This is a genomic window from Desulfobulbaceae bacterium (genome assembly GCA_013792005.1).
Taxonomy (GTDB): Bacteria; Desulfobacterota; Desulfobulbia; order Desulfobulbales; family VMSU01; genus VMSU01.
On sequence record VMSU01000133.1, the window covers coordinates 1 to 20,510 of the forward strand.

Annotated in this window: 8 protein-coding genes; 5 read left to right on the plus strand and 3 right to left on the minus strand. The window is 52.3% G+C overall.

Annotation, left to right across the window (positions count from 1 at the left end; translation table 11 throughout):
* The first annotated feature begins 191 nt into the window (after window positions 1–191).
* Window positions 192–6,869, plus strand: a complete 6,678-nt coding sequence (locus FP815_07755) for a hypothetical protein (GenBank protein MBA3014836.1) — start codon at window positions 192–194, stop codon at window positions 6,867–6,869.
* A 193-nt stretch (window positions 6,870–7,062) separates the two neighbouring features.
* Window positions 7,063–7,857: an ankyrin repeat domain-containing protein gene (locus tag FP815_07760; protein MBA3014837.1), complete on the plus strand. Its 795-nt coding sequence runs from the start codon at window positions 7,063–7,065 to the stop codon at window positions 7,855–7,857.
* A gap of 719 nt (window positions 7,858–8,576) precedes the next feature.
* Here the strand turns inward: FP815_07760 and groL are convergent.
* Window positions 8,577–10,232 carry a chaperonin GroEL gene (gene groL / locus FP815_07765; GenBank protein MBA3014838.1) on the minus strand — a complete coding sequence of 552 codons (1,656 nt, stop codon included), beginning with the start codon at window positions 10,230–10,232 and terminating at the stop codon, window positions 8,577–8,579.
* A 66-nt stretch (window positions 10,233–10,298) separates the two neighbouring features.
* Window positions 10,299–10,586 carry a co-chaperone GroES gene (locus tag FP815_07770; protein MBA3014839.1) on the minus strand — a complete coding sequence of 96 codons (288 nt, stop codon included), beginning with the start codon at window positions 10,584–10,586 and terminating at the stop codon, window positions 10,299–10,301.
* Between the two features lie 135 nt (window positions 10,587–10,721).
* On the opposite strand from FP815_07770, the gene FP815_07775 reads away from it, so the two are divergent.
* The gene (locus FP815_07775) at window positions 10,722–10,919 is read left to right on the plus strand and encodes a hypothetical protein (GenBank protein ID MBA3014840.1); all 198 of its coding nucleotides are present in this window, start codon (window positions 10,722–10,724) and stop codon (window positions 10,917–10,919) included.
* A gap of 230 nt (window positions 10,920–11,149) precedes the next feature.
* Here the strand turns inward: FP815_07775 and FP815_07780 are convergent, their stop codons facing one another.
* Complete coding sequence (locus tag FP815_07780) at window positions 11,150–12,220, minus strand: branched-chain amino acid aminotransferase (protein MBA3014841.1); 1,071 nt, start codon at window positions 12,218–12,220, stop codon at window positions 11,150–11,152.
* A 684-nt stretch (window positions 12,221–12,904) separates the two neighbouring features.
* Between FP815_07780 and FP815_07785 the strand changes: the two genes are divergently transcribed.
* Together FP815_07785 and FP815_07790 are read left to right on the plus strand one after the other, a co-directional pair.
* The gene (locus FP815_07785) at window positions 12,905–18,367 is read left to right on the plus strand and encodes a CxxxxCH/CxxCH domain-containing protein (protein ID MBA3014842.1); all 5,463 of its coding nucleotides are present in this window, start codon (window positions 12,905–12,907) and stop codon (window positions 18,365–18,367) included.
* Window position 18,368: 1 nt separating this feature from the next.
* The coding region (locus tag FP815_07790) for a PQQ-binding-like beta-propeller repeat protein (protein MBA3014843.1) at window positions 18,369–20,510 on the plus strand (2,142 nt) is incomplete at its 3' end.

Here is a 20,510-nt window from a genome sequence, read left to right on the forward strand (position 1 = left end):
AATATTTTTTTTCTCCATTTGCCATAAAAATAGAATTTATCCCTTGAAATCGATTTCGTTATAGTCTACTTTCACCGACTTAGATGGAGGGTGAATTCCCCCATCGCAAGGGATTATTACCCAAACATGGGTAATAATCCCCCAGAAGAGAGCTTGAAAGATATAAGACACGTCTACTTAAATGGAGAAAAATGATGAAAAAGGCTGCTTTATTGGTCCTTTGGGCTTTCCTCTTAGGAGGGGGACTGGCCCAAGCATACGTGATCGACGCACCACACAACGAAACAAACGGGATCTCCTGCGGGTCGTGTCACACCTATTCAATGTGGTGGCAATACTCTCCAGCAACCCAGTCAACCAACCCCAGCTATAACACTATCGTTAATACCGTCTGCATGGCCTGCCATGACAGCAGCGGACCGGCGCCCGCCGTAGCGGGCCATAGCGGCGCAGTCATAGGCTCGAACAAATATCATGGTGGTCTCTGGGAAGAAGGCTGTACCGTCTGCCACAACCCCCACGAACAGAACCAGATCTCCTGGACCCACGAGAACGTCAACCCCTACCTGGTCACCGGAACAATCACCAGTGTCGCTGTCAACACCCCTGTTGCCGACCAAACCACAATCTCCTTTACCGGAAAAACCAACAACCCCACACTAAGCCTCTGGCCTGAGAATCTGTGGAGCGACAAGAGTGCCGGCAACCCAGGCCGCGGTCTCATTCTGGTCCACAACAAATCCAAGGCCTTCAACACCTTCTCCGTGGTCTCTGCCTCCCCGACACAAATCGTGGTCAAGGGCGCCATCAACTCCGGAGACATCAACACCACAACCTGCCCCCAAGCGCCAAATTGCACTGAGGCCAATACTTTTGGCCTCCTCTATGGCCAATTCATTCGCAAGAGTATTGATACCCCCAGCAGCGGGACCCGCCAAGTTAAGTTCCTTGATCCAAAAGGCGGCTTTACCGATACTATCAACAACCCTCCCACCGGTGTCTGTCAAGTGTGCCACACCCAGACTCACTACTGGGACACCAATGGCGGCAATACTACTCACAACAACAACACCAACTGCGCCTCCTGTCATCCTCACCAAGATGGATTCAAACCCGGATTCCCCCCCCATGACCTCTTAGTCGCCGGCCAGGCCCAATGCACCGGTTGCCATAACGCTACTGACCGAGTTTTGGGAATCCACAAAGGAAACTGCAATCATTGTCACTCTACCATTCCAGCATTGGCCTCAGCTACCAACCGCAACAATGTCACTGCTATTGCCAAAGGCGACTGTTTCACCTGCCATGGCAGCGCCTTTAGTCACCCCAATGCCACCCACGCCAAGGTGACGATTGACGCCATCTGTTCTACCTGTCACAACACCAGCAACATCATTAACACCACCCACAAGGGAAATTGCCTAGGATGCCATCAAAGCACCCATCCTGTGGTATTAAACACCATCAGCGCCAAGACCGGCGGCTCCTGCCTCACCTGTCATAACGGCACGAACGAAGGGGCGTTCTCCCACGGAACCACTGCGGCAACTGTTGCATTTCAGCATAATAAGTTTGTTGCCTCAACCAGCTGCGCATCATGCCACGATATCGACACCGCAGAAAAACGGATCAGCCGCCACCCGGCCTGCACCACCTGCCACGGCTATACCGGCACCAAGCTCAATGCCACTGTCGTCGCCAACGCTATTGCTTCCGGCAAGGGCGTAAACGGTGCCGAGGTTAACTGCCAAACCTGTCATATCGTCAGCCACAACACCGATACCGACCATAATCATCGCCAGGCGCTCGCCTCCTGCGCCTCCTGCCATGCTGTGACCACTCAAACAGCAATCGACACCCTACACCAACAGGGTTGCGGGACCTGCCATGGCTACACCGGAACCAAGCTTAATGCCACAGTAGTGGCCACCGCCATCAGCACAGGCAAAGGCGCAAATGGCACCGATGTCACTTGCCAGACCTGTCATACCGCTGGTCACAATACTGTAACCGACCACAACCACCGCATAGTCCTTACCTCCTGCGCCTCATGTCATGCAGTCGCTACGCAAGCGGCAATCGATACCCTGCACCAAAATGATTGTGGAACCTGCCATGGCTACACCGGCACCAAGCTCAACGCCACTGTCGTCGCCAATGCCATCAACACCGGCAAGGGTGCAAACGGTGTCGATATCAGCTGCCAGACCTGCCATACCGCCGGACACGACACCGAAACAGATCACAACCACCGGAAGGTGGTAACCAGCTGCGCAGTCTGCCACGTGGTTGACACCGCGGTCAAATTCGATGCCGTGCATAATATGGATTGCGGGACCTGTCATGGCTATACCGGCACCAAACTCAATGCGACTGTCGTGGCCAGTGCCATCAACACCGGCAAGGGCGCTAACGGTGTCGATGTCAACTGCCAGACTTGTCACACCTCGGGACATATCGTCTTTACCGACAAATTAGTGATTCACGACTTCGTCAATGACGGTTGCAGACGCTGCCATACTCCGACAAATACCTCTCCGGCGCATAATAACCTGACAGCTACTGCGATCTGCGCCGGATGCCACTCATCGAGTTCCTTTAACGCCACTTGGGCTACCCATAAAAACGACTGCTTAAAGTGTCATTTAAGCAGCAGACCAGAGGTCATCGGAGCAATTAGCGCCGGATTAACTGATCCAGGGTCTGTGGTCGACTGTGCCACCTGTCATGGACCAACTCTGCATGACAGCGCCATCGCCCACAACCATCGTAAGGAAGTCAGCAGCTGCGCTACCTGTCATACTGTGGGTAGTGCCGATGCTGTGGATACGCTGCACAAATCCTGCACCACCTGCCATGGCTACGCCGGTACCAAGCTCAACCCGATGGTGGTCGCCAACGCGATTACCTCAGGGAAGGGAATTCTCGGCACGGATGTGAACTGCCAGACCTGCCATACCTCCAGCCACAATACTGTCACTGACCACAACCATCGCAAAGTGACCAGCAGCTGCGCCTCCTGCCATGCCGTGGGAACTGACGCGGCAATCGATACCCTACATAAAAATGATTGTGGCACCTGTCACGGATACACCGGTACCAAGCTCAATGCCACTATCGTTGCCAATGCCATCAATACCGGCAAGGGCGCAAGCGGCACCGATGTCAACTGCCAGACATGTCACACGACCAGCCACAATACCGATGCCGACCATAACCATCGCAAAGTTGTTGCCGCCTGCGGCACCTGCCATTCGGTGGCAACACATACCGCAGTTGACACCCTGCATAAAAACGATTGCGGCACCTGCCACGGCTACACCGGCACTAAGCTCAATGCCACTATCGTTGCCAATGCCATCAATACCGGCAAGGGCGTGAGCGGCACCGATGTCAACTGTCAGACCTGTCATACCACCGGTCATAATACCGTCACCGACCATAATCATCGCAAAGTGACCAGCAGCTGCACTGTCTGTCATCCTGTTGCAACAGACGCCGAAATCGATACCGTCCACAAACAGAATTGTGGAACCTGTCACGGCTACACCGGCACCAAGCTCAATGCAACCGTGGTTGCCAATGCCATCAATACCGGCAAGGGCGCAAACGGCACCGATGTCAACTGCACAACCTGTCACACAGCGGGACATGTTGCCTTTACCAGCAAACTGGCCATCCACAATCTTGTCCCTGCCGGGTGTCGGAGTTGCCATACACCGACCAACGAAGATCCTGCCCACAACAATCTTAAGGGAGCGACATCCTGCACAGGATGCCACACGGCAAGTACCTTTAATAACATCTGGGCGGCTCACAAGAACGACTGCCTCAAATGTCACTTGAGCAGCAGGACCGAGGTTATCGCCGCCATTACCGCAGGCCTCACCGATCCGGGCACCATGGCGGATTGCGTCACCTGTCACGGACCTGCTCTGCATGACAGCGACCTTGCCCACAACCATCGCAAGGTGGTCAACGCCTGCGCGACATGCCATGCAGTTGCAACCACCACCGCTGTTGACACGCTCCACAAAGCCTGTACTACCTGTCATGGCTATACCGGCACCAAGCTCAATCCGACCACAGTTGCCAATGCCATTAACACCGGCAAGGGCGCTAACGGTACCGACATCAACTGCCAGACCTGCCACACGGCAGGCCACAATTCCGTAATTGACCATAATCATCGTCTGGTGGCAGCTTCCTGCGCCTCCTGCCATTCAGTGGCGACCCAAGCCGCCATCGACACCCTGCACAAAAATGATTGCGGAACTTGTCACGGCTATACCGGCGCCAAGCTCAATCCGACCACAGTTGCCAATGCCATTAACACCGGCAAGGGCACTAACGGTACCGACATCAGCTGCCAGACCTGCCACACAGCAGGTCATAACACCGATACCGACCATAACCATCGTAAGATTACGGCTAGCTGCAGCCCCTGCCACTCTGCCGGATCAGCAACCCAGGTTGATACCCTGCACAAAACCTGCACCAGCTGCCATAGCAGCACTAAAACGGCGGTCGTCAATGCCATCTCCACAGGAAAAGGAGCAAATGGCGCTGATGTATCCTGTACCACGTGTCACAGCAGTGGGACCGACAGCGCCTTGACCCATGGCACCACCAACACCACAGTGGCTACAATGCATGATAAATTCAACATGTCTGCCACTTGTTCCGGTTGCCATGTCTCCGGCACAGCCGTGCAACGGCTGGCACTGCATCCTGCCTGCACCACCTGCCATGGATATACCGGCACTAAGCTCAATGCCACCACGGTTGCCAATGCCATCACCACCGGCAAGGGCGCAAATGGCGCCGATGTCAACTGTCAGACCTGTCATACGAGTGGTCACAATACCGATACCGACCATAACCACCGTAAATCCGTGACCAGCTGCGCTACCTGTCATGCAATCGGAACAGCTACCGCCGTCGACACCCTGCACAAGGCCTGCACCACCTGCCATGGCTATACCGGCACCAAGCTCAATCCGACCACGGTCGCCAATGCCATCACCACCGGCAAGGGTGCAAATGGCGCCGATGTCAACTGTCAGACCTGTCATACTCCTGGCCACGTTAGCGCTACCGACCATAACCACCGCAAACCAGTGACCGGTTGCGCCAACTGCCACGACACAGAAACTGCGACCGCGGTCGATACCCTGCACAAGGCCTGCACCACTTGCCATGGCTACACCGGAACCAAGCTCAATCCGGCCACGGTCGCCAATGCCATCACTACCGGCAAGGGCGCAAATGGCACTGATGTCAACTGCAAGACCTGTCATACTGCCAATGCCGCCTCTTTCCATCACACCAACGCCAAGGCCGTAGCTGGCAAGTGTACTTGGTGCCACGCGGACCCGCGCAGCAGCTGGACCACCATGCGCCCTGGCGATAATGGCAGTACAGCTCCGTTCCCAACCCAGATGGCCTGCCGAACCTGTCATGTGCGGGTTTCCGGTTCCACCATCTACATTGACAAAATTTCCTACAACATGGGCAGCACATATCCGTACAGCACCGCACCTACGCGGACTGTGCAGCACACCCTCACCGGCATCACCGCAGGCAGCATCAACAATTTCGGTATCTGTATGTCATGCCACGATGGCACCAAGGCGGTTGGCGTAGGCCTGTTCCACGCCAAGCCCACTACTCCAGCTTCGAGAAACCGCCAGGACAACATGAAATATGCCCCAGGAGTCGGCACCTTTAACCTGTTCTGGAATTCTTGGCACGGCAGAGAAGACGCCTCCTTTGGCAGAGAAGAATATGAAAATTCTCAAAATAAATGGAGGAACCCTACGGTTAGTTTTAAATATATCGCCGCGCCATGCGCCAGTTTCAACAATTGCTCAGGCGCCACGACAAAGCTAGTGCCCGTGCTGCCGGCAGTTGCCAACGCCACAGACGTAAACCCAATTTCAAACCTGGCGCCCATAGCCAACAACGACACCTATCCCATAAGCTCTGGCACCAGCAATAACATGCTCGACGTGCTTATCAACGACACCGACCCTAACAACGACACCCTGATAATAAGCGTTGTAGGTAGCACATCGAACGGCGGCACCGTGACCAACAACACCACGAGCCTGTCCTACACTCCGGCCCCCGGTTTTATTGGCACGGAAACCTTCACCTACACGGCAAAGGATCCCGGAGAACTCTCCTCCACCACTACAGTAACAGTGACCGTGGAGAAGAGTTCTGTCCAGAGACTGAATCCGTATGATTCCCTCTCCTCTGGCACCTCGGCAACCCTTATCGCAAAATCAGGCCCCAACAGGTTATTGCTGGTAGCGGTACACTACGAATACAACTCCAACAAAATCCCGAGCAGTGTTACCGTTACCTATGGGGGCAAAAACCTCACCCAGATCAGCAAGAGCGCCAACCAGCGCAATGACATTTGGCTTGGATACTTGAAGGAATCTGATATCGCCGCTAGAGTCGGCAACATCATCGCTGTTTCCTTTCCCTACAACAGCTCACCGACCAACTATTCAATTAGCGCCGCCACCTATTCCGGGGTAAACCAGACAGCTCCGATCCTGAGCTCGGTGGTCAACCAAGTTGCCAATGGCGGCAGTTCCTCCACCCCAAGCTTCAGCGGTCTTTCGGTGGCAAAAGGAGGCTATGTGCACTATGCCATTACTGCCAATTCCGGGGTGAGTTTCACTACTCCAACGGGCTATTCGTCACACTTCGACATCAACGACCCCGGCAATAATTACAAATATACCGGCGCCAATAAGGAGATCACCACAACCGGATCTGAAAGTGCGACTATCCCTCTGAGCGCTTCGGCACGATGGGGTCTGGTGGCTGCCGCCATCAACCCGTCGCCCTAAGAGCAAAAGGTCGGTTTCCACCTTTACAGGAAATCTCCTTAGTGCCATATCAACGAGAGATGGGGGATATTAAATCCCTCATCTCTCGTTGATATTTACCATTACAGCATAAACCGACAAACTGATGCCCCACTAAGTCTATCACCTCTTAACTTCACTTGAGTCTGAGCTGAAAGGAATTTGCTATCACCCTATGTTAAAAAAATCGCAATCATTGTTAGCCCTATTATTAACCGTGATATTGGCAGTTGCCTTAGCCCGCTGGTGGGGCGATCCGGGAAAAGAGGCCATCCATACGACTCAGAACTCTGCAGAAAAGATTATTCACCAGCAGCCCCCCCCTACCCCTGAACAAATAGCCAATGAGAGTACCAAAACCACTGAAACTGGCACGATTAACATCGGCGCTCATGATCAGATTAACAAAGATACTCCTCGAGAACACATGGAGATCGATGGTCTAATTAAATCTACTGCCGCAGAAAATGGAGCATCCGACATTGAAGCTAAAAATGAATTTGAAAAAACGCCTTTAATGGTTGCCGCAGGCGAAGGTAACGCGGAACTTGTAAAGGAGTTACTGGATAAAGGGGCTGATGTTAATGCAAAGACAGATACCTTAGGCCGCACGGCCATGATAATAGCTGCCCGGTACGGCCAATCAGAAGTTGTAGATATCTTGCTGCGAGCAGGTGCGGACGTCAATGTCCAGACAACTATGGGCTGTACAGCTTTACTGCATGCGTCAGCACATGGACATTCGGAAGTTGTTGGAACCTTACTGAGCAACAACGCAGAGACCGATGCACAAACAACTAAAGGCTACACACCGCTCATGGAGGCTACCAAGGAAGGACATAGCGAGATTGTAAAAATGCTGCTTAAGCACGGCGCTAATGTCAATATTACTGACATATCAGGCAAGACCGCGGATGATTATGCCACGAAAGAAGAGACACATGCTTTGATACATGAATTGCTAAAATAGCAATAACTCTTGATGGCGTCGAAAAAAGTCCGATCTACTGCGTTGCGTGGCGGTTTTTCTCGTTCGGCATACCATATATATGGCCTCACTCACAAAACACACCCCGCGCCTCGGAGTCTCTCTTCGATCGCTTACCTGTATATCGCACCTTTTGCTTAGCCATCCCCGGACTTTTTTCGAGATTGTCAACTCTTGATTCAGCTTAAAATGATGAAATGTGGGTATCGATGCCAGGAAGAAAGCTATCGAAGATGTTCCTCGCTCATCGATGTAAGATAAACAAAAGGCATAAACCTTAGAGTTCTCTCTGCCAAAAGAGACAAAAAAAAAGGCAGTGTCGACACAATGCCGACACCGCCTTTCCAAGGAGGAGAGTAAAAGAGACAGAAAGGAGGATTCTGTGCAATTTGTTTTCTTATAAAAGCAACCACTGTGCCAAAGACCAATTATTTCGACATTTCACTGTAATATCAATACTAAAAAGAGAATGACTCCCTTAAATCTCTCTGCACAAGAGAGGGGGATACCCCCCACTAATGGGTATTTTTACCAGAAACAGCTAATTTCCCCCCAGTACCTGGCATTGCAGAGAGAGCGTTCGCCTCGCAATGAATCATCGTATCTTTACCCACAGCACGACCTCTGAAATAATAAAGGCGGGGTCTTCCGCAGAAGACCCCGCCTTTATTATTTCGTAACTATGGTACGTTGAGGGATGATTACATCATGCCGCCCATTCCACCCATTCCACCCATGCCGCCCATACCGCCTGGAGGCATGCCGCCCATACCCTTATCATCGGATGGCTTCTCAGCAATCGCGCACTCGGTGGTCAACATCATACCTGCAATACTGGCAGCATTCTGCAGAGCTGTCCGCGTAACCTTGGTCGGATCGATGACACCAGCCTCAAGCAGATTCTCATAAACCTCAGTATAGGCGTTAAAGCCCATGCCGCCTTCCATATTCTTAACCTTTTCCACTACCACTGAACCCTCGCAGCCTGAGTTGCAAGCAATCTGACGTATGGGCTCTTCCAAAGCGCGAAGAATGATCTTCTTGCCAAAAGACTGGTCATGAGACATCTCCAACGCTTCGAGGGCCTTGAGGCAACGCAAGTACGCCACGCCGCCGCCAGGAACGATACCCTCTTCCACCGCTGCACGAGTCGCATTCAATGCATCCTCAACGCGAGCCTTCTTCACCTTCATCTCTACTTCAGTAGCAGCACCGACATTGATCACCGCTACGCCGCCGATCAACTTGGCCAAACGCTCTTGCAGCTTCTCACGATCATAATCAGAGGTAGAAGCATCAACCTGGCTCCGGATCTGCTTGACCCGGGCAGCAAGACTTGCCTTATCACCAGCACCATCAACGATGGTAGTATTATCCTTATCGATCACGATTCTCTTGGCCTTGCCCAGATCATTCAAGGTAACATTTTCAAGCTTAATGCCTAAATCCTCGGTGATTACCTGTCCACCGGTCAGAGTGGCGATATCTTCAAGCATCGCTTTTCTGCGATCACCAAAACCAGGAGCCTTGACAGCAGCGATGTTCAAAGTGCCACGAAGTTTATTGACTACCAAGGTAGCAAGTGCTTCACCGTCAACATCTTCAGCAATGATACAAAGGGGCTTACCTAACTTGGCAACCTGCTCCAGAATCGGCAGAAGGTCCTTCATGTTGCTGATCTTCTTCTCATTGATCAGGATCAGAGGCTCATCCAAATTGACCGCCATCTTCTCGGGATCAGTAACAAAATAGGGAGAGAGATAGCCACGATCAAACTGCATGCCTTCCACCACGTCAAGGGTGGTCTCCATGCTCTTAGCCTCTTCGACAGTAATTACGCCTTCCTTGCCAACCTTATCCATGGCCTCGGCAATGATCTTACCGATGGTCTCGTCGTTATTAGCGGAAATCGTACCAACCTGAGCGATCTCTTTCTGCTCTTTGGTCGGATTGGAAATTTTTGCCAATTCGTCGACCACGCACGCGACACTCTTATCGATACCGCGCTTGATCTCCATCGGATTGTTACCAGCGGCAACAAGCTTAGCACCTTCACGGAAGATGGCCTGGGCCAAAAGAGTAGCAGTAGTGGTACCGTCACCGGCCACATCACTAGTCTTAGAGGCAACCTCACGGACCATCTGCGCGCCCATATTCTCAAACTTATCAGCAAGCTCAATCTCTTTGGCAACGCTGACGCCGTCTTTGGTCATGGTCGGCGCGCCATAGGATTTTTCCAACAAGACATTGCGGCCTTTCGGCCCAAGAGTAACCTTAACTGCATCGGCCAAGGCATTAACGCCGGCCAGCAGAGATTCACGTGCCTTTACACTGTACTTAATTTCTTTTGCTCCCATCTTGCGATCTCCTTACAGATTCATTGATATATATATTTTTTAATAATTGAAAAACGCTGTCGAATATTACTCTACAATACCCAAGATGTCGTCTTCACGCATAATGAGGAAATCTTCTCCGTCAAGCTTGACTTCTGTGCCGCCATACTTGCTGAACAGAACACGGTCTCCGGCCTTAACTTCAAGAGCGACCCGCTGACCGGCGTCATTCATTTTGCCATTGCCAACAGCAACGATCTTGCCCTCGGCCGGTTTCTCCTTGGCGCTATCGGGGATGAACAGACCACCTGCGGTTTTACTTTCCTGCTCCAGTCTTTTTACCAGAATACGGTCATTCAACGGACGAATCTTCATACACTACCTCCAGTTTGTTTCTTAAATTAAAATATATTATGTGGTTACCAAGACAAGTCCAGCGGTCAACAGAGCCGCGCGCACCCTCGCTGAAGCTGGATCGCACCCCTCGTGTCCTTAGGATTGCGTAATTATATGGACGAATTTTTCAAAATCAAGGGCAGGTCAATTTTTTTCCTACGATCACAAAGAGACCAGCAGCAGAAAACAGACCTCCGTCCTTCCCGCTTTAGTCACGACGTTGTTGACGATTTTTTATCACTCGGCAAGAAAGAGGAGGCACGAATAAGCTGTGCTCTGGAGATCAAACAAGTCAAGAAGCTTGTTGATTAGTGAGATGGAGGCGACAAGGCAACTGTCGTGGTCTTAATCCGTCATCAGCACAAAAATGGTTGCCCTACCTACAATAAATCTGAATTCGAAACTGCTCAGGTTATCGGATTCACGGTTGACAGATTACTGTGTGGAATACTACCAATGGCTAATCACAGACGGAATCATGACTAACCATGATTCCTTTAACCGTAAACCGGTAACTGATTACCGTTAACCGGAAATACTACCTAAGCAAGGGGGACAACCCAACCATGAGAATCCGGACAGTGACCGTATTGGATTCCTTGCAGGGAATCGAACATTTTTTGGGACAACTCACCAGTTTGTCCTTGATTCAAAGAAATTGTCTGTCCTCGATAATAAAGAGACCCCACTGGGGAAATCACAGCAGCAGTCCCTGTGCCAAACACCTCCTCCAATTCCCCTGCGTCATTGGCAGCAACCACCTCATCAATAGAAATCTGCCGCTCAAGGACATTGAGCCCCCAATCCTTGGCAAGCTGAAGAACTGAATCCCTGGTAATTCCAGGCAATATGCTTCCGGAAAGTGGAGGAGTAATCAACTGGCCGTTAATTTTAAAGAAAATATTCATTGTGCCAACTTCTTCAACATAGCGACGCTCAACGGCATCAAGCCAGAGGACCTGAGTATAGCCCAGTGCCTGAGCTTCCATGGCCGCCTTAATGCTAGCCGCATAATTCCCCGCTGTCTTAACGGCTCCGACTCCCCCACGAACCGCTCGAACATAGGTATCAGAAACATAAATCTTTACAGGATTGAACCCTTCTGGATAATAGGCGCCCACCGGACTCAAGATAATGAAAAAGAGATACTCCCTTGATGGCCGAACTCCTAACGCGGCCTCGGTGGCGATCATCGTTGGCCTAACATAAAGAGTCGAACCCGGTAACCGTGGCACCCAGTCCTGATCCAAACGAATAAGCTCCTTCATGGCGGCAAGCACCTGGTCCGTATCAATTTCAGGCATACACATCCGGGAGGCCGAGACATTCATCCTCCGCAAATTATCCTGTGGTCGAAATAAGAAAATCCGATCCTTCCTGCCTCGATAGGCCTTCATTCCCTCGAAAATAGATTGACCGTAATGAAGCCCCATGGCTGACGGAGACAAGGTAAAATCCTCATATTTCCTGATCTCCATATCGTACCAACCCACGCCCTCACGATAGCGCATCGTGAACATGTGATCAGTAAAATATCTTCCAAAGCCCAATGACGTTTCATTTGGCTTAATCTTCAACTCCTCAGAGTGCGCCGGGGTAATTTTTACATTCATTATATAATATCCTTCGTCTGCTTAGATCCTCAACGCCAAACGACGCGGCAGACCTACAAAGCCCAAGCCGGCAAAAAACCGGCTACTCATCCTTTTTACTCCACCACGTCCATTACCATACTTATGCTCTCATCCCAACAAAATTTCCAATACTAATAAAAATGATAACTACTCAGCCCCCAAGGAGCATCAATTACCCAGCGATTCACAACCAACAATCTGAGTAGGCGCCATTTTTTATTAGAATTGAGGTGTTATTCAGAGCTTACACAATAAATCATTGGGTGATATCTCTGCTCCGTGAGTGATATCACCCAATGATTCTTCTCGGTCATCGCTGCTCCCCTCTTCCACCCCCGCCCTGAATAAAAAATGTCCCGGCCGAGACACTGATGATTGGTCATGACCAATTAATGGTAGATTATAATCAGCCTATCATTATCCTTTTGGCCCATCCATTGCAACAAGAACCATAGTACTTCTGATCCTCCTCCCAACTCCACGCCAGTTTGCCAGAAAACGGGATCGAAACTCAATCCAATACCTCAAATGATCTTGGATTGCCAGCCGACCTCCCAGAAAAAAAAATACAAAACGAAAAAACCCCCAATTTGAAAATTGAATCTGCTAGACTCAATAATTATTAGCATCGGCATTCCCCGATAAACATACTAGAGAGCTGCCATGAAAAAACTCATCCTTTGCCTGGCCTTTGTCCTGCTAGCAAGTATCGCTTCGGCGGCGGTAATTGATGCCCCGCACAACGACTCGAATAATATGGGCTGCTCCGGATGCCATAATTATTCGCTATGGTGGCAATTCTCCCCGGCGCAAAACGATCCTATCCTGAGGGCTCAACAAGTCAACACCATCTGCCTCAATTGCCATGGATCAAGTGGCCCGGAGATTCTTGGGGTAGCCCACTCAAGCCTGGCTATGGGTAGCCTGCACAGGGAAGATCTTGGCGACTGGTCTCGATCCTGTACCGATTGCCACGACCCCCATTTTCAAGCCCAACTCGATTGGCAGGGCACTGTCCCTGACTCTGAAATTTATCTTATCTCAGGCACCTTAACTCCATCATCCATCTCGGTCTCAGGCGATGGCACCCGTGTCTCTCCCTTCTCCACCACCTTCAATTTTTCCGATCTTACCGCTAAAACTTACTGGGACAATGCCACCACGCCATGGGCCAAGAAAAACGGCACCAACGGTCGCGGCTTAATCCTGGCCATGCCCGCAAGCAACCCATCATCCACCTTCGAGATCACTGCTGTCGACGATGGCCAAAGCGCCATTACAGTCAATGGTAAAATTCCAAACGACTTCAACACCGGCGTTACTTTTGGGGTAATTTACGGTCAATTGATCCGTAGCGACGTTGAGGGTCCTACAGGCCGTCATACCGTTAAGTTCTTCAACCCCAATGGCGGCTTTATCGGTCCCACTGAAAATGATGGACTCTGCCAAGTTTGCCACACCCAGACCGATCACTTTCTCCATGACGATCTTAACGCTATCACCGATCACCAGAATAAAATGGACGACAAAGGCGCCGCCGGCGCTGCCAGTCGCTGCACCTATTGCCACAAGCACGGTCGGGGGTTTGCCCCAGGCAGCGACTCCGGCAAACACCCAGACCATCTAGCTATGGGTCTTGCCTGCACTGTCTGCCACCTTCCAGGCGGCGGCGTCATGGATCCACTTACCGCCATTGGTTGTAACACTTGCCATCACGATGGCCGCGGCGGCCCTCCAAACGACCCCACCTACCGCCAGCATTGGAACGACCTGGACCCCAATTATTCACTGAATTGCAACTCCTGTCATAAAGGTCGCCAGGTCCTTGCAGATGCCACCGACACTGCCCAATATACTCACCAAGGTACCGACACCAGCTGTGACACCTGCCATGATGGTCGCATAACCATCATGGATGCCATCAACACCATTAACTATTCACACCAAGCGGAAGACACCAACTGCAGACTCTGTCATGACGGCTCTGGGCCAGGATCACAGAGCAATTTTCATGAGAAGGCGGTAGGAATTCAGACCAACGGCCACTCTCGCCTGGCCAGCTCCAAATGGATTCGCAAATACCCCTGCTATTACCGCCACACCGATACTGTTGATGCGGCTGGCACATTAAAAGTTCCCCACCTCAATCACACCATTGATGTTAAGATGGATTCACAGTGGGCCATCGTCGGCATGCCCCAGCCACAATACCTTTCCGAAACCACAGTCTGCCGCAACGTCTATTGTCACAGCGATGGCACAACCTTAAACCCGGAAATGCGTGATTATGCCTGGACCGGTGGGACCCAGGAGTGCAACGCCTGCCATGGACACAGCCCGGCACAGAGCTGTAGCACGTCAGGCTGCCACTCTGATGGCAGAGATGGCAGCTATTGGCAGCAGTTCCCTGAGAAAAAGTGGCTCTCCGCCATGCCCATGTATGCCAATAGCGGCCCCCTGACCGACAAGGCAAACTCTCATTATCGCCATATGTTCACCGGCTTTTCCTGCGATGACTGCCACGCCGGAACCATCAGTGCAGGCGGGTGTCTCACATGCCATGGCACGACGATCCCTCCCGGCGGCATGACCGAAGATCAGCACATCAACCCAGCCAGACATGTCAATCGGATAAAAAACGTCATCTTTAAAAATGGTGGCATCTACGACACCGCCACCAAGACCTGTAGCAACACCGCCTGTCATACCGGAGCCAACCCCCAATGGGGTGGTTCGGTCCATGATGCGGTAGTATGTCGAGACTGCCATGGCACAACTAGCGCCGACCAGGATGACTTCGGCAAATTCAACGGCTCACAGGCCAAGATCAACCTCAGTCAATGGGCCACCAGCGGCCATGGACGTCCCGGTGTGATTGATCCTGGCACAGGAAAACCAGAATTAAACACCAACCGCTATCCTTCTGGAAACCCACCGGCTAACTTCCCAAATAACGGCTGCTGGTACTGTCACGACTCCGAGGTACTCCATCAAAACGAAGAGCGTCCGTTCCGACTGATCCAACATGAACACTTCAAGGCTCGGTTCGAAAAGGAGTGTGTCTTCTGTCACATGCAGGGTCAAGACAGTGAGTGCCTGGAGTGTCACAACTCGACAGAGACCTTGGCCCCACAACTATCAGCGATCCCAGCCCAGATTGAAGTGATCAATCAGCCCTACACCATCTCCCGGCCAGACCATAGTGGATTTACCACCGGCGGCTGCTCGGCCTCCACCTGCCATGTCGATGACGCTACCCGCCACAAGACCGATGCCGGTCTCTGGACAGAGGAAAGAAAGGAAGACGTCAAAAACTCCTATGTTCGAATGGGGGTCTGCCTGATCTGCCACGATGACGACAAGGGTGGACAGTGCGAAACATGCCATACCGGCCCTCAGTATGTCTTGGGCTTCGACCCTGCGAGCACTGACCCAACACTTACAGGAAAAACAGGCGGGATAATCGCGCCGCAGAAAGCTAAGGCATCGTCCTTCCACTTTGGCTACAAGCACTATCAATCCTACCAAAATAGCTTAGGCAGTCAGCTTGACGCAGGTTCAGTCAGTGATGCCTCCTTCTCCACCCATGAGGTGATAGACAACTCCAAATCATGGACTCAAGATAGCTTTATCGGTCGCCGGGTAACAATCCTCAGCGGGACCAACGCCAACCTCTCTCGCCCCATTGTCAGAAACAGCAACACCACCCTGACCGTTGCCCCGGCCTTCCCGGACGGCCAACAACTGCAACCCGGCGACACTTATAAAATCATGGACATCGTCTGGAAGGGCGGCAAATTCTGCTGGGACTGCCATGACCCACACGGTGACAATAACATTTATATGGTCCAGGACATGGTGGCAACCCGCACCGATGGAGTGGTCGGTAAGCCGATTGAGAGAAAATCAGTCTCCTTCACTCGCAAGAGCACCGGTCTCGATTACGCCCGCATCGCACCCAATCCTGCCACTGGCAAGTATGACGGTGTTTGCAACGTCTGCCACACCAATGCCGAAATGCACTACACCTCAACCTCAGGAAACAACCACAACTCAGGGCGGATCTGCACTGAATGCCATGAACACCGCTTCACTGACAGCCACGCCTCAGGACAGAACTGCAACTCCTGTCACCCAAACCGTCCGGTGCCACGCCACACCGCTTTCGGTCAGGCCCGAGACTGCACCAAGTGCCACAAGGACGCCATCGGCGCCCGGATGAATATCATGAAGCAGTTCTCTGCCGTCTCCCACCATGTCCAAAGTGACACAATCACCAATCGCCACTGCTACGCCTGTCACTGGGAAGCAACGGCAGAGGGCGTTATTGATCTCGAACACCACGCTGGATATAATTACAAGACCAACGCTTCGCAAAAAGATAAAGAAGTCGACCTGGTCATCTGGGGAGAAGGATTCCGCCCAACACTCTTTGACAACGATGGTCAAAACGGTGATGACACCGCAACGTCCTTCCTCGCCTCAAAAATCGACACCACCAAACCAGGCAACACCTTAGCTGGCCAGCGGGGAGAAGTCGACAAGGTCACAGATCACTGCTTAAGCTGCCATTCGGACAAGAACAACGACGTCCAACCTTTCAACCTGGTCGACCCGGAGCACGGCGACTGCAAAACTCCCCGCCAATATGCTTGGGACCGAACCAGCATTAACTCCCGCTATTCAAATACCGGCACTGCGACCCTGGGCAAATATAATACCGTCAACTCGGCGAAAAAATCCGTCACTAAAGCTTTCTCCGCCCATGGTAATGCCGTGGCCAACCAAGGCGGCATTGATCCCGTCACCGGCGTCGATGGCACCACCCCTAACACCAGGGCAGGCGTCTATAATATCCAATGTTTTGACTGCCACTCTTCCCATGGGTCAATGGTGACCGGCACGACTTCGAGCTACACCACCTTCAATGGCACCAAGAACGGCGCTAACCTCAAGGAAACCCAAGCAGGAAAAGGCGGGTACCCCATGAGCTATAAGGCCACGGCCAATCCCAACCCCAACTCAGTCAACCCCTATCAGGCCGGTGCTGGCCAGTGTTTTGACTGCCATGAAACAGCCAGCAGCAACACCCAACTCAGTCCGACCTCAAAATCGCCATGGGGATACAGCCAAACTTTTGGCGCCACCGCTCCGGTTATAGGATACCGAGACAACCTGCGTTTCTCAGGTTCATATTCCGGCGGAAGTCAGTTTTCATCATACCGAGCAGGGAAACAAACCCTCGGCGGCCACTTTAAGGCCTCTCATAAGAACCCGGCTTCTCCCAATTACAATGTGAGCGGGTCCTCAAACATCAACGCCATGGGGTCCATCGATGGACTATGCACCCCCTGCCATGATCCCCATGGAATAAGCCCTTCACTCGGAACCAAGCAGGCCTATGCCCTGCCAATACTCAAAGGTACCTGGCTCAGCTCTCCCTACAAAGAAGACGGCCCCCCCCTGATGAACGATGGCTACGGCGGCACTGGCAATTTCTATAATCGCTTCAACGCCTGGTCAGGTGGCTATGTCCGGCCTTACCCGCAAAAAGCTGACCCCAAGCCGGCCGGTAGTTGGCGATCGGATCGTAACACATTTAACATGGTAGATTTGAGCCTCCAAGCCAATCAACCTGGCCCCTTTAATCGGATCAACGAGGAGGCCGACACCTTCGCCGGTCTCTGCATTCGCTGTCACCCAAAAACGGCCCTGACCAGTGAGGCCAGTTCAAAACCAACTACCGCTACCACTTGGGCAACATCTGAGCGCATCCATCGTTCAGTAAAAGGCTGGGGCTGGGTTGATGGCGAAACTCCACGGGAACACTCCTATACATGCTCCAAATGCCACAAACCCCACGCATCGGGCCTACCGCGCCTGATGCAGACTAATTGCCTGAACTACCCTCACCGAGGCAGGCAGGTTTCAGGCGGCACACCTGTTGTCACCGGGCGCTCCTATGCAAACAAATTTGGAAGATTCCCCAATGGTTGGTGGGACAACGGCTACTTTTCCCAGTACAGCACTGGCATCTGTCACGGCGCCCCAACCGCCAACGGATCGACAAACTGGCCCAACAATCAGGGCTGGAACACCGTAACCCCGTGGACAGGAGGGCAATAAGATGACAATCGGCGCCCACAACAACCAACAGGTTTACAATAACTCGGCACAGGCAATAATGGGGATCGCGGCTATGCGAACAACTCTATGGAAAGTTACAATCACAGCGTTTTGGGTAGCGCTGGCGCTCCTTGGCAGTATCTCTTCGTCACTTGCTGCCGACATCTTCGTCTGGCAATTCCAGCACATCCAGGTCGGGATACAGGAGGCCAAAGCCAGTGCTGTGGACTCTCAAGGCAACCTGATTATCACCGGCTATACCAATACCGGCACTGATGATGATTTTTATACCATCAAGCTCAGCAGCAATGGCCAGAGCGTCCTCTGGGCAACCAGACACTCCCACTCCCAAGGCGATGACTGGACCGTAGCCGTAGCCGTGGACGGCAATGATGACGTAGTGATTACAGGTTTTCTCGCCAATGGCGTGAACACCGATATCGCTGTCATCAAGTATGATGGTGCAACTGGGGCCCAGAAGTGGGCTACCCCTTACATCTTCAACGGTACCGCCAATGGTAATGACATGCCAAAGGGCCTGGCCATCGACTCGCTGAACAACATTTATGTAACCGGTTACTCTCAAAACGGTGGCGCTACCGGCGATGACGGACTCCTCCTCAAGCTGAGCCCAGCCGGACCAAACCCGGACGGAACACCAATTTGGCAGGCTCATTTCAACGGTGTCGCCAGTAATGATGATCGTTTCTACAACATCAGCGTTGGGGTGGATGGAATTACGGTTGCTGGGTACACGGCGGTCATGCACAGCGGCAGTCGCCTTGATTTTGATTTCCTAACCATCAAGTTTGACTATAGCGGCGCTATAGTCTGGCAGAAGACCTATGACAACGGCACGGGCAATGACCTAGCCTACTATTCTGGGATGGACCAGGAAGGCAACGTCATCGTCAGCGGTGAAGTTCTGACCGGCAGCCGTCACGACATCCTAACTCTCAAATACGCGGCAGCCAATGGCCAACAACTCTGGAGCAGAACATACAGCGGTGGCAGCCCCAATATCCCCAAAGGGCTGGTTGTCGACTCCGACGGCGAAATCTACCTTGCCGGCAACACCTTTACCATCAGTGGTAAAGATGATTTTTACACCGCACGGTACGCTGGAACCAATGGCGCGGTAATCTGGGAGAAGATCTTCGACTCAGGAGTCGACAATGCCGACATCCCCCAAGCCTTAGCCATTGACCATAGTGGTGGACTCTACATCAGTGGATACACGCATAAAGCGGCAACGGATGATGATGACTTCCAAACATTAAAATACAACAAAACCAATGGCAATCTGATCTGGCAGCAAGCACAGGACGGTCCTCCGATTGGAGGCAATGAGCAACCGGTTGGAGTGGCTGTGGCCCTGGCCGTCACCGCTGATGGCAATGTCTATGTCGGCGGTTGGTCCCAACAGGCCATCGATGATCTGGATTTTTTCGCCGTAAAGTACAATGCCGATCTCTTGAACTCACCAACCAGCCTCACAACCACGGTGGTCAGCCAAACCAGGATCGACCTCACCTGGCAGGACAACTCCAGCGCCCCTAACAACGAAGATTTTTTCTGTGTTGAGCGCTGCCAGGGCTTTGCCTGCAGCAATTTTACCGAAATCACCTGTTTGGTGCCCCAAAACCAGCTAAGCTACACCGACAGCAGTGTCACCCATGATAGCTGGTACTCCTACCGCGTCTCAGCCAAGAGCGCGACCAAAGGCTACTCCCTACCCTCAACCCCAGTTGCTGCATTAACCACATTAATCAACTACCCGGCCCCGACCTGGCTTTACATCTATAACGGAGAAGGGCTTGACGACATGGCCAACGCCATTGCCATGAGTAGCGACAACAATCCCGTGGCAACCGGCGTGAGCGCCACAGCCACCTCCCAATACGATTATTACACTGTCAAACTCGACCGAACCAACGCGGCGACCCCGTACTGGATAGACGACTACGACGGCGCAGACGGACAGGGCGACATGGGCATCTGCCTGACGGTAGACTTAAATGATGACGTCATTGTCTCTGGTTTTTCCTCTGCCGATGCCGGCCAAGGCTTCAACACCAATGACATCCTCACCATCAAATATGCTTCAACCGGGCCAGACCTCTACACCGGCGACCCGTTATGG

What these genes read in the sequence shown, in the direction of transcription:
- FP815_07755 (MBA3014836.1), top strand. Translation starts at nt 192, where the DNA reads ATGATGAAAAAGGCTGCTTTATTGGTCCTTTGGGCTTTCCTCTTAGGA.
- FP815_07760 (MBA3014837.1), top strand. Translation starts at nt 7,063, where the DNA reads ATGTTAAAAAAATCGCAATCATTGTTAGCCCTATTATTAACCGTGATA.
- groL (MBA3014838.1), bottom strand. Translation starts at nt 10,232, where the DNA reads ATGGGAGCAAAAGAAATTAAGTACAGTGTAAAGGCACGTGAATCTCTG.
- FP815_07770 (MBA3014839.1), bottom strand. Translation starts at nt 10,586, where the DNA reads ATGAAGATTCGTCCGTTGAATGACCGTATTCTGGTAAAAAGACTGGAG.
- FP815_07775 (MBA3014840.1), top strand. Translation starts at nt 10,722, where the DNA reads ATGGACGAATTTTTCAAAATCAAGGGCAGGTCAATTTTTTTCCTACGA.
- FP815_07780 (MBA3014841.1), bottom strand. Translation starts at nt 12,220, where the DNA reads ATGAATGTAAAAATTACCCCGGCGCACTCTGAGGAGTTGAAGATTAAG.
- FP815_07785 (MBA3014842.1), top strand. Translation starts at nt 12,905, where the DNA reads ATGAAAAAACTCATCCTTTGCCTGGCCTTTGTCCTGCTAGCAAGTATC.